The following is a 12,261-nucleotide window of genomic DNA, read 5'->3' as shown; positions in this document are numbered from 1 at the left end:
CTTGGTAGTATTATAAAACACAAAAATCATAAAAACTCTGCTTTACCAAAGCCGCCATGCACAACAAAAGAGCTTTGTGAGATTAAATGTAAGCACTCAACCCCATAAAAAATGTTAGTAAAGCGATGTAATTACTTTGCTTGCTCATGATGAAGTTCTCTCACCTAACGCAATATAGTTGATAGAACTTGGATACGAAGATGGGCCATTTTAAACCATGGCAATTTGATGGTAGGAGTATGGTAGCTTCGAAACGCTGTGTTTGAACCTCATTTGAGGCTTGTAGCGCCCAACTGAAGCATTTTTCTTAAGGTAATCCAGTAAAAGGCTGTCAGTTCTACTAGATCGTTTGGTCTTCTTTTAAGGGATTGAAAATCCCCGTGTCCTTGGTTTTGGTTCGATTCCGAGTCCGGGCACCACTTATTCAGAGAACCCGCCCACAAGGCGGGTTTTTGCTTTTCTACGACCGGGCTCTTCATCGAACTCCGTTCGATTATTCGCCGCAAGCGGCTCCCCCCGCTAGGGCCAGCGCGACATGCGCGCTATTCAACGCCTCCGGCGTTAGTCCGGGTCCGGGCACCACTTATTCAGAGAACCCAGCCTATGGCTGGGTTTTTGCTTTTCTGCGACCGGACTCTTCATCGAACTCCGTTCTATTGGTTTCCGCTTCTCCTTCAGGCAGAAAATCGGTGTTAGGGGGAGCATTCCCTCCCTTTCCCGGATGGCGGCGCAAGCGCCTTATCCGGGCTACCCCCCTTTAACTCTAAAGACTCGCCAAACATCACATTCCCGCGCCATAAACCACATAAAAATCATGCCATTAGAGAAATATTTTTTAACATAAACTGTTTACATGGTAACGATAATTCATATCATCTTGATAATCACTATCACCACTAAGGTGATGCGCTTGCGGCACGGGAGAATCAACGCCGCCGTACCTTTGGATTAATCAGGATTACCACAATAATGAAACCTCGTTACTTTTGGACGTTAAGTCCTTGTTTACTGATGATGTTAAACGCAAATGCCGCAGCAGAAGGTCAAAAAGAAGAGACACTGGTGGTGGCCGCCAGCCGTGCGAATCACAGCATTACCGACATGGCGCAGACCACCTGGGTCATTGAACAGGCGGAAATTGAACAGCAGGTTCAGGGCGGTAAAGAGTTCAAAGAGGTGCTGGCGCAGTTGATTCCCGGTATGGATGTCAGCAGCCAGGGCCGCACCAACTACGGTATGAATATGCGTGGTCGTTCGATGATGGTGATGGTCGACGGCGTGCGTTTAAACTCCTCGCGCAGCGACAGTCGCCAGCTTGATTCAATCGATCCATTTAATATCGCCCGCATTGAAGTTATCTCCGGCGCAACCTCCCTCTATGGCGGCGGCAGTACCGGTGGTTTGATCAATATCGTGACTAAAAAAGGCCAGCCGGAAACAGAAGTCGAGTTTCAGACCGGCATGAAGACGGGCTTTAACAGCCATAACGATAATGACGAAAACGTCGCGGCGGCGGTCAGCGGCGGAAACGACAATGCATCCGGTCGTCTGTCGGTGGCGTATCAGCGCTTTGGCGGCTGGTATGACGGCAAAGGCAATGAGGTCAATATCGATAACACTCAAACAGGCCTGCAGTACTCAGACCGTCTGGATGTCATGGGCACCGGTACGCTGAATATCGACGCTCATCAGCAGTTGCAGCTCACCACTCAGTATTACAAAAGCGAATCCGACGGTAAGCACGGCCTGTACCTTGGCGAGAATTTCTCGGCGGTAACCGGTTCTGGCAAAGCGTACAACAAAAACAACCTCGACTCCGACCGCATTCCGGGCACCGAGCGCCACCTGATCAACCTGCAATATTCCAACACCGATTTCTGGGGCCAGGACCTGCTCGCGCAGATTTACTACCGTGATGAAAGCCTGACGTTCTACCCCTTCCCTACCCTCTCCGGCGGCCGGGTGACCAGTATTGGCGCATCGCAGCAAAAGACCGATTTCTACGGCGGCAAGCTGACCATCAACAGCAAGCCACTGGAGGATTTAACCCTGACATGGGGCGTGGATGCCGAACATGAAACTTTCGACGCCAACCAGCAATTTTTCGACCTTAACAAAGCGGCGGCCAGCGGTGGCATGAAGCTGGACAACGCCTGGAACGTCGGGCGTTATCCGGGTTACAGCATCACCAACCTCGCTCCTTTCCTGCAAAGTAGCTACGACATCTCCGCTATCACCCTGAGCGGCGGCGTGCGCTATCAATACACAGAAAACCGGGTCGATGACTTTATTGGTTACGCGCAGCAGCAGGCGATTGCCACAGGCAGAGCCACCTCAGCAGACGCGGTGCCGGGCGGGAAAACCGATTACAACAACCTGCTGTTTAACGCAGGCATTCTGGGCCATCTGACGGATCGCCAGCAGTTGTGGTTTAACTTCTCACAAGGCTTTGAGATCCCGGATTTGGCGAAATACTACGGCTCCGGCACCTACCAGTTGAGTAATGGGCACTATCGTCTGGTCAACAGCGTGAACGTCAACGACTCAAAACTCGACGGTATCAAAGTCGATGCGTATGAGCTGGGCTGGCGTTTCACCGGGGATAATCTGCGCACCCAAATTGCCGGTTACTACTCACTTTCTGACAAAACCATCAACATCAATAAAACCGACATGACCATCAATATTGAAGATGACCAGCGTCGTATTTATGGTGTTGAAGGCCAGGTGGATTACTTCTTTACTGATAGCGAGTGGAGCACCGGCGCGAACTTTAACGCCATCAAATCGCAAACCCGCGTTGACGGGAAATGGCAAAAGCTGACGGTCGACAGTGCAAGCCCGTCGAAAATGAGCGCATGGGTCACCTGGGGGCCGGGCGACTGGACGCTGCGTCTGCAAAGTACCCAGACCTTTGATCTCTCTGACGAAGCCGGTAAGCACATCGATGGCTATAACACCGTTGACCTGTTAGGCAGCTATGTACTGCCCGTGGGCAAGCTGAGCTTTAGCGTCGAAAACCTGCTGGATGAAGATTACACCACCGCCTGGGGACAACGCGCACCGGGCCTTTATAGCCCAACATACGGTGCTGAGAATCTGTATACCTACAAAGGCCGCGGTCGTACCTTCGGCCTGAACTACTCGGTATTGTTCTGATGGCCGCTGCCGCCTGCGATGTGGGCGGCAGTTTTTGCCAAGAGCAGCTTCACTCCTTGAGTCACCCGGCCCCGCTTTTAGAAGAAAGCTTTTCGGAGAACGAAGAGCCTCATAATGCAGGCAAAACCCAAGAGAAAATGCGTTTTCGAGTCATTAAACAATTCCGGCATCGTCTCCCCCCAGATACCGTGCATGCAAAAAAGCAGAACTCACTGCATCAATATCTTTTCCTGCGATACCCAACTCTTCAAAATGATTGCGCCATTCTCTGACTACGCGCCAGATAGAATCAATTTCCGCAATAGCATCGGCCCGACTTAAACCAAAGCGCTCGCACCAGGTGAGCGCATTACTCAGCGTAGCCTCTTTACCAGCAGCCCCCACGCCAAGGTGCAGACGACGATGGTGGGAATGCACCGGACGAGGCACCACATCGTATAATGGGCTGATACGCCACGCGAGATTGATGGCAGTTTGAGGCTCTTGCATCCCTCTGACTGGCGTTTGCTCTGGCGACTCCATCAGGACAAAGCCATGATTGCGTAAATGGTCATCATCATTGTTGACCAGAATATTGAATATCATCCGGCGATAGAGCTCTTTTAAGTCTTCAACAAGGCAGCCCGCATTAAGATGGCGACGCATAGCGTCTGCGAGTTCAGCATAACTGCTTTCAATGGATGCCATTTCATGGATATTCATCAGTGTCAGTGCAGACACGAAATGACGTCGTCCTGTCGTCTCTCCAGACCCAACACGATCAAAACGTTTAATCAACATCGCAAAGTGCCCCTCCCCAATATCCTCAAAGCGGGTCTCGGGAACATGGAGTCCTGCTGAATGTGCAAGTCTTAGCGTTGCATGTTCTACTGCCGGGTAACAAAAACCTCGATCTGTACGGGAAGAGAATTTCGCCAGCCAGTGACTGCCATCTTCAACCACCACCGTGGCTTTTGGACGCATCCCCCCCATACTGGAACCCGCATCGAATATCCCGTGAAGATTTGCAGGCAAAGGTACGCCATTCTCAATTCGGTCGGCTGCATCCAATAGATATCCCAGTGACTTGATATCCGCTGAGTCCTTTAGCTCTCTGGCCGGTTCTCCGTCGGGAGTAATATCTAAAGCGCCTGTCCGGTTGGGCCCTGCTTCAAGCAGGTACACTGACTCCGGTAACGAATTTGCCGGTACTCTCCTTTTGGCTTCAATGACGCGACGGCCCCATGCATCGGGTGCAGCATCACGGATACCACCAAATAGCGCTGATTCTTGCGCAAATAATTCCTGTCTGGCTACTTGTTGTCCATGCAACATTCCTAACCCGACAGGATCTACTTCAATCGCCCCATTTCGTTTCAGGTATTTCAGACCATAGACAAAACGCGATGCCAGGAGCTCAACACCCTCTTCTTGCAAGTGCAATTTCCCGGCAGGCACCGACTGGGTTGCTCCCGGCAGAAACGCGTGGATCATTAACGTCTTTTCAGAAGTCATACTCTTCCAGTTCCTTGCTGCTGAGTGGCCTTGCCCGGCGAGGGCGAGCAGCAGCGTCCATGGCATCTACCACGTTATCTTGTTTCGTCAACACATCTGCTAGCGTTGCACCAGGACGGATAACATCGAGATAGCGAAAGATCTGACCAATTGCGACGCCGGCATCACCATTTTCGATGCGACTGACGGTGTTTCGACTCAAATTTGCACGGACAGCTACTTCTGACTGGCGCATTTTTCGGGCGATGCGACTCTCAGCCAGCTTGCGCCCCAGCGCGCTGAGTTGCAGGCTTTGTTCAGAAGAGAGTAAATCCTGTTGAGAACGCTTCATTCTGCACCTTAAAAGTGTCACTAAATTAGTTAGGTTTTATTTTAGGTGCATTTTTCTGAATTTCAAACTCGGAAGCGAGGGTTCGCTCAAAAAACGCACCTTAAAAGATGCATTATTGAAGTTGCGCTGCTTTTAAGGTGCGAAATATTCAGTGTTGATGTGCTACGTAAGTGCGCGCCTTTTACTTATAACTGCGTTAATCCTTCGGTCGTGCACAGCCAGCGCGGTGCTTTCATTCCCGCCGCTCAGACAACTGCATGGTTTTACACAACGCGGTATTGGGCGCAGGCGGCTCATTTGAGCGATCCATAAATACATGATATTTAACTGGATCATTTACGATAATTCGCTGTTCAAACAGTGCACTTTCGGCGGGTCATTACTCCCCTCACCCAAACACCTTCTCCCCCAGCGTCAGCGCTTTATCCAGATACGCCTCCCCGCTTCCCAGTTCCGGCAGTAATAGCAGCTCAGACGCTTTCACCTGCGCACCGCAGTAATCAAAAATGCCGTGGGCAATTTGCGCGTGAAAGGCGGCGGTAAAGCCGTGCCGGTCGTAGGCACCCTGGCTTGCCGCGCCAAGGCCAATAATATGGACCGGCAGGCGGCCCAGTTTTTTCACCACCTCTCCTTCGGCGGTCTCTTCATAAGCCCAACCGTTGGTAAACACGCGGTCAATCCAGCCTTTCAGCAGTGCGGGCATTGACCACCAGTAGACCGGGAACACCAGCACCAGCGCATCAGCCTTATCAATTCGAGCCTGCTCTGCCACAATATCCGCCGGGACAGGTGCGGTAAGCTTGAACGCGGCAAAGTCCTGCGCGGTGAAGGTCGGGTTAAAGCCTTCGGCGGTGAGATCGACAATCTCTGCGGTGTGTTGCGGATGAGTGGTAATCCCTTTCGCCATGGCGGCAGCGACACTGTGGCTCAGAGAGTGTGAATCCGGGTGAGAAACGACGATTAAAGCATGCATTTGGCGACTCCTGGTTGCGGGATGGCGTAAGCAAACGTACTCTATATACCAAAGGTAACCTACCAATAGTAACTTACCTTTGGTATATAAGCATGTCAACGGAGAATTTTTACGATGGGCAGTCAGAGCACACGCCAGCGTTTATCACGGCAGGAACGCTATACCCAGTTGATTGAGGTGGCCTGGCATATCATTCGGGAAGAAGGCACAGAAGCCCTGACACTCGGCCATCTCGCAGAACGCGCCGGGATCACAAAGCCGGTGGTTTATGATCATTTCACCAGCCGTTCGGGCCTGTTTGCCGCACTTTATCGGGAATATGATCTTCGCTCGACGGCACGTATGGACGCACAGCTTAGCCAGACAGAACCTGTGCTGGAGAAGCTCGCGGCGGTCATTGCCGATGCGTACATTGAGTGTGTGCTGCTATCGGGGCGCGAAATGCCAAGTGTCATTGCCGCACTCAGCGGCACGCCGGAACTGGAGCAAATCCGTCAGGACTACGCCACGACATTTACCGAGAAATGCCGGGCGCTGTTTACCCCTTTCTGCAATGGCAATACGTTACAAACACCCGCGCTATGGGCGATGCTCGGTGCCGCAGAAGGGTTATCCTGGGCGGTAGTGATTGGCAAAATCAGCGCACAGCAGGCGAAGGAGGAACTGGTGCAGGCGATCGTGACGATGGTGCGTGGCAGCCAGCAATGATGAACACAAGGGGAAGCCCCTTCCCCTTGTATTATCAAAATGGTGACACACGTTGCCGTTACATCAGCCAGCCTGACCAGGCGCTGCGTTTTTCAAACGTTCATTACGCAGGCGCAGTGTGGCGGGCAAAATGCGTTGTTGTTCGGTCGGCTCATTGCCCTCAATCAACTGGGTGATGAGGTCAAAACAGTCATACGCCAGGCGCGGAATGTTCTGCTCGACGGTATCAATACTCAAGGTGAGAGAGTCGTAGAGATAGTGATCGTCGAAGCTGGCAATGTGAATATCACTTTGCAGTAAATGGTGTTGACTCATATAACGCAACACCCCTTCAAGCAGCCCACATGCCGCCGTAAACAGGGCTTTGGGCGGACGTCCCAGCTTCGCACACAGGGCGGCAAACATTTCGTAGCCGCTGCTGGGGTGATAGTTGCCGTGAATAATCCACTCAGGGCGCAGCGCCACCCCTGCTCTCTCCAGCCCTTGCGTGAAACCCGCCAGACGATCTTTGGTTGGCGACAGTCGCGGTTGCCCACCTAAAAAGTAGATTTCATCCGGATTCGCACGGGCCAGACGTTCAACCAGATCGGCGGTGGGTGTCACCGCATCGGTGATAACCAACGGCAACGGCGTGCTATTCATATGGCGGTCAAACAACACAACGGGCAGTTGCTCGCTGAGTTTCAGGTAATCGGCGTCGTTGAGCATGCTGGAGGCGACAATCAGCCCGTCCACCTGACGGGAGACCAGATTGTTGACCACCACCGACTCCTGGCTGGCGTTTTCATCGGTACAGGAGATAAGAAGCTGCAAGCCCGCCTCACGACACAAGTTTTCCAGTTCATGAGAAAAGGCGGCAAACCCGTGGTTGGTTATCTCAGGGACCACCAGGCCGAGCGTGTGGCTGCGATCCTCGCGCAACAGGCGGGCATGAATGCTCGGCTGATAGTGGTGCTGTTGAGCAAGCGAAAGCACACGCTGACGGGTTTCCTGCGCCACGCGTAACTCTTTACCTCGTCCATTGAGAACCAGACTGGCGGTGGCTTTTGAGACACCCGCCAGCGCGGCAATATCAGTGATGGTAACGCGTTTTGTTTTTCTCACGACAATGCATCGGTTAATGAAACAAGCTGTTATTCTACCATGCAAGGACGTAACGACCAGTATTGCGCCCGCAGTTCGCCACTTCCGCTAAAGGTTATTTGCGCAGGATGTGACGGGAAGTAGCGGCTGCTCATTACGCCAGCGCCCTCATTGATGAAGATCTCAACGCTTGAGCTGTCGCATAAAATTTGCAGCACATTTGCCTCTCCGTCCCAGTAACGCGAGAGCCATTCGCCATTTTCCAGGCTACAACGGTCAAGACGCAGATGGTCTTTATGCCAGTGCAGGATAAGCGTATCGCCAATATTCAGCGTCAGCTCACCTTCGCTCTCGACCCATAGCTCCAGGCTCCGGGCATCCATCACCGGTGCGTCATCCACACGCCCTGCAAAACGGCGCTCATTTTCGCGCAGCGCCTGCAATTCCCTGACCGGCTGTTGATACAACTTACCGTTACGGTTGGAAAGCTCGCGCACGCAGGTCATTTGATGGATCCAGCCCTGCGCTACCGTCGGCTGGCGCATCTCTTCGCCATCCGGCACCCCCATCCAACCCACCAGCAGGCGCCGACCGTCAGCGCTTAAGGTGGTTTGCGGGGCGTAAAACTCAAATCCGGCGTCAAGCTCATGCAGCGCGCCATGTTCAAATGTCGCCTGTTCAGGGGTGAATGCCCCACTCAGGTACGCGCTCGGGTGGGTATTAAGGAAACGGTGCGCTTCACGTGCCACCCCTTGCGGGCAACAGATGAGGAAAGTATCAGCGCCCAGAGTGAACAGGTCCGGGCACTCCCACATATACCCTGCGTCGCCTAGCCCACCGAGGCCGCTTCCCGCCAGTTCGCCGAGCATCTGCCAGTGGTGCAAATCGTCGGAACGAAGCAGCAGCACTTTGCCGCGTAGCGCCAGATCCTGGGCGCCGAGCACCATGTACCACTGGTTTTCATGCTGCCAGACTTTCGGATCTCTGACGTGCCCGGTGTAGCCCTCCGGCAACGCGATGACGGGCCCCAGCTTATCAAACCCGCCTTCGGCGTTCTGCACCGCCAGACATTGCCAGGCCGTGCGACCACCCCCGGCGAATTTCACGTTGCCGGTATAACACAGCGTCAGTGCGCCCTGGTTGTCGACCGCGCTACCGGAATAACAACCGCTGCGGTCATACTCCTCTTCCGGCATCAGCGCTATCGGCTCATGCTGCCAGTGCAGTAGATCCGCTGAACTCCAGTGCCCCCAGCATTTGTGATTATGCTGACAGCCGAGCGGGTTCCACTGATAAAACAGATGAAACCGCCCCTGAAAATGGATAAAGCCGTTGGGGTCATTCAACAGCCCCGTCGCCGGGGCCAGATGCCAGGCCGGATAGTGACTGTCTCGCAGTGCTTTCGGTTGGCCTTTAAGTACTGACAGTAAAATCTTCGGCAACAGGGCTGATGGCGTCATTATTCGGAGTCCGTTTTGTATTTAAGCAGGTAAGAGATAACAAAGGCGACGCTGAAAGCAATCACCATCCCGATAGCATAATTCAGTAACGAGCTGGCCTGTACAATCGCCATGCCCGGAATGCCCGTTAACCCTACGGCTGTCATATAGACATGGACCGAGACCACCCAGGCACCGCCAACCGCCCCACCAATCAACGCTGCAATAAAGGGTTTTACAAAACGCAGGTTGATACCAAAAATCGCGGCTTCTGTAATGCCAAGAAGCGCCGAAAACGCCGATGGCAGGGTAATGGCTTTGATTTTGGCATCTTTGGTTTTGAACCACACCGCCAGACAAGCACCGCCCTGAGCCACGTTGGCCATCGCCCAGATAGGCAGCAGGAAGTTCACGCCAATGGACGGGTTGCCCAATAGCCCCGCTTCGATCGCATGGAAACTGTGATGCACGCCGGTAATGACAATCACCGAATAGAGACCGCCGAACAACAACCCTGCCAGCCAGCCGGCATGGGTGATGAGCGTGCTCAACACAAAGGAGATACCGTCACCCAGCGCACGCCCCGCCGGACCGATGACCAGCAGCGCGACAAAACCGGTGATAATAACCGTCAAAAACGGCGTCAGAATCAGATCCAGCGCGTCAGGAATGACCCGGCGCAACTGTTTTTCCAGGACACTCATAAACCAGACGGCAAGCAGCACCGGGAAGACCGTGCCCTGATAGCCGATCATCGCCACTTCGATACCAAAAAAGTTCATGGTATGGAACCCGGCGGCTACGCCCCAGGCGTTGGTCAGCGCCGGGTGCGTCAGAATGCCGCCCAGCGTCGCGCCCAGGAAGGGGTTACCGCCAAATTCACGCGCCGCGGTGAAACCAATCAGGATAGGCAGAATAATGAACGCCGCAGAGCTGAACATATCAAGCATGATATAGAGCGCGTTTTCCGGATTGACCCAGCCGTAGGTTTTCACCATTCCCAGCAGCCCCATCAACAAACCCGACGCCACGATGGCTGGGATGATCGGGACGAAAATGTTCGACAACAAACGGGCCGCGCGCTGGAGCGGATTCAGTTTGCGGGCAGCGATGGCAGCGGCCTCGGACTTGCTCGTTTCGCCAATACCCGCCTCTTTGATAAAGGCGGCATAGACTTTATTCACCACGCCAGTGCCGAAAATAATCTGCAACTGTCCGGCATTGCGAAAACAACCTTTCACCCCTTCAACCTTACCGATCGCCGTGGTGTCTGCTTTGGCATCTTCCGCCAGAACCAGCCGCAGTCGCGTAGCGCAATGCGCTGCGCTGACGATATTGTCCTTACCGCCCAGCAGCGGTAAGAGCGAGCGGGAAATCTGTTCAAAGTCCATATAAGCCCCTGTTTTATGGAGATTTGTAATAATTAGCGCGTCAAGAAGCCCCTTAACGGGGCTTCATTATCAGAACCAGGTTTCCATCTGCACGCCGAAGGTCCATTCGCCGCCAGACTTAAAGCCGTTGCTACCCAAAGCATCATCGCTGGCATAGTTGTCCAGCTTGTGATCCCAGTCCATCCAGGAGGCGAAAAGACGCAGTTCCGGACGTTTCAGGAACTCACCCACATCACCCGCTTTCAATGTTGGCGCAACGGTGAGTTTGTAGAAGCTGCCGTTGACCGCATTGCGGCTGTTGTACCCCTCCGGTTTGAGATCCATGTACTGATAGCTGCCTTCATACTGCATCTCGAAATTCTGCGTCAGTTCCTGTATCAGTCGCATGTTAACCGTCGCCCACTCGTAGCTGTCGCCTTTGACGTAACGGTCTTTGCTGCTCTGTGCCAGTACCGCAGGGGCAATATGCCAGCCACCACCCAGTGGGGTCATGCCGTAGGTCGCCAGACGCCAGGTATCGGCCTGAGGTAACAGCGCGCCATCCGCCCCTACTGTTTTCACCTCAGCACCGAGGCCATGGCCGTAAAGCAGCGCGGTTTTCGACATCCCCTCACGCAAGCCATAGAAACTTTCGTTGTGCAGCCCTAACAGCGCATGGACACCGGTGTTAGCCGCATCGCTTTTCACTTTGTTGCCATCGAGGTCAAGGCGGTCGTTGTTGTCTTTTGCACGCATGCCGCTAACCATCGCCTGCACCGGGCCAAAGTAGTTGTTCAGCGTCAGGATGTAGTTCTGGGCATTATTTTCACTGTTTTCGATATCGCCAAAGGTGCGGCCATAGAGGGAGAAGTTGCTACGCGCGTTATCACTCCACTTCATGTCATAGATACCTGCGCCGGTCCCGGCGAGGAAAATCACGTCCGAATCAAGCCAGTGAATATCGAAGTTATCGCGGTCAAAGCGTTTTCCCGCCCAGACGGTAGTGTCTTTAAACGCGCCGGTGAAGGTGGGCAGATGGCCCAGCTCGGTAAAGGCCTGACGCAGGTTGAGGTCGCTGCTCGATGCCGTCCAGTCGTTGTAGCTGCGCTGCCCGTCGGCCAGCATCACTTTAAAGCGCGTGGTGGCGCCGTTAGCCAGCGTCTGTTTATGTTCAAGATTCATCTCAACATAGGTATCCGGTTCGTTGCCCAGACGCCCGACATGTCCACCCGTTTCACCGGCTGGCGTCATCCCTGGCCCACCCTGGGTTTTAGCCGCGGAGTCGCTCATCAGCAGCCCCGAACGGGCATAGCCATGGAACTCAAAGCCACCTTCCTGTGATGATTTCTGCTCCAGTTGCGTGGTGCGCTGCGCCACCTCAGCCGTGGTGGTCTGCGTTTTCTGCTGCTCGGTTGCCACCTTTTTTGCCTGCAACTCGGCGGCTTCTGCTCTTTTTTCTGCGTTAGTCGCCCGTTGTTCGGCGGCCTGTAAACGTTGTTCCAGCGCGGCAAGGCGCGCCTCGATGCTGCTGTTTCCCGCCTCTGCTGCAAGGGCAGAACCCGACCCCATTAACAAACCAAGCGTGATAGCGAGCGTGCTTTTTCTCATTGTTTTTGCGTCCCTATGAAAGAGGTAAGAGTGCTGAATATTTTGCTAAACCGGTTTAGTCGCGAATCATAATCGTGGTTAATTTCAACCTGCAAA

Annotated in this window: 9 protein-coding genes; 2 read left to right on the top strand and 7 right to left on the bottom strand. The window is 53.7% G+C overall.

Annotated elements, in window-relative coordinates:
- The first annotated feature begins 969 nt into the window (after positions 1-969).
- Complete coding sequence (locus tag C5523_RS04180) at positions 970-3,159, top strand: TonB-dependent siderophore receptor (RefSeq protein WP_071194569.1); 2,190 nt, start codon at positions 970-972, stop codon at positions 3,157-3,159.
- Between the two features lie 153 nt (positions 3,160-3,312).
- Here the strand turns inward: C5523_RS04180 and C5523_RS04175 are convergent, their stop codons facing one another.
- The 3 genes from C5523_RS04175 to C5523_RS04165 all read right to left on the bottom strand — a co-directional run bounded on the left by C5523_RS04175 (position 3,313) and on the right by C5523_RS04165 (position 5,957).
- Positions 3,313-4,653 carry a type II toxin-antitoxin system HipA family toxin gene (locus tag C5523_RS04175; protein ID WP_071194568.1) on the bottom strand — a complete coding sequence of 447 codons (1,341 nt, stop codon included), beginning with the start codon at positions 4,651-4,653 and terminating at the stop codon, positions 3,313-3,315.
- Positions 4,643-4,984, bottom strand: a complete 342-nt coding sequence (locus C5523_RS04170) for a helix-turn-helix domain-containing protein (RefSeq protein WP_071194567.1) — start codon at positions 4,982-4,984, stop codon at positions 4,643-4,645. The genes C5523_RS04175 and C5523_RS04170 overlap by 11 nt, the downstream gene beginning before the upstream one ends.
- Positions 4,985-5,372: 388 nt before the next feature.
- Positions 5,373-5,957, bottom strand: coding sequence for an NAD(P)H-dependent oxidoreductase (locus C5523_RS04165; RefSeq protein WP_039078049.1), 585 nt, complete (start codon positions 5,955-5,957; stop codon positions 5,373-5,375).
- A gap of 114 nt (positions 5,958-6,071) precedes the next feature.
- On the opposite strand from C5523_RS04165, the gene C5523_RS04160 reads away from it, so the two are divergent.
- On the top strand, positions 6,072-6,665 hold the full coding sequence (locus tag C5523_RS04160; RefSeq protein ID WP_071194566.1) for a TetR/AcrR family transcriptional regulator: 594 nt from the start codon (positions 6,072-6,074) through the stop codon (positions 6,663-6,665).
- Positions 6,666-6,728: 63 nt separating this feature from the next.
- On the opposite strand, the gene C5523_RS04155 is transcribed toward C5523_RS04160, so the two are convergent.
- The 4 genes from C5523_RS04155 to C5523_RS04140 form a co-directional block, all read right to left on the bottom strand.
- A complete protein-coding gene (locus C5523_RS04155; protein WP_039078051.1) occupies positions 6,729-7,769 on the bottom strand; it encodes a substrate-binding domain-containing protein in 1,041 nt (346 codons plus the stop codon).
- Positions 7,770-7,798: 29 nt separating this feature from the next.
- Positions 7,799-9,208 (bottom strand): sucrose-6-phosphate hydrolase, encoded by a 1,410-nt coding sequence (locus tag C5523_RS04150; protein ID WP_071194565.1) that lies wholly within the window; start codon positions 9,206-9,208, stop codon positions 7,799-7,801.
- A complete protein-coding gene (locus tag C5523_RS04145; protein ID WP_071194564.1) occupies positions 9,208-10,578 on the bottom strand; it encodes a sucrose-specific PTS transporter subunit IIBC in 1,371 nt (456 codons plus the stop codon). Before C5523_RS04145 ends, C5523_RS04150 begins: the two co-directional genes overlap by 1 nt.
- 69 nt (positions 10,579-10,647) lie before the next feature.
- On the bottom strand, positions 10,648-12,165 hold the full coding sequence (locus C5523_RS04140; RefSeq protein WP_071194563.1) for a carbohydrate porin: 1,518 nt from the start codon (positions 12,163-12,165) through the stop codon (positions 10,648-10,650).
- Positions 12,166-12,261 lie beyond the last annotated feature (96 nt).

It is taken from the genome of Phytobacter sp. SCO41 (genome assembly GCF_003073275.1).
GTDB classification, from domain to species: domain Bacteria; phylum Pseudomonadota; class Gammaproteobacteria; order Enterobacterales; family Enterobacteriaceae; genus Phytobacter; species Phytobacter diazotrophicus.
The sequence above is the reverse complement of the archived record's forward strand: the minus strand, read 5'-3'. Positions and strand labels throughout refer to the sequence as shown.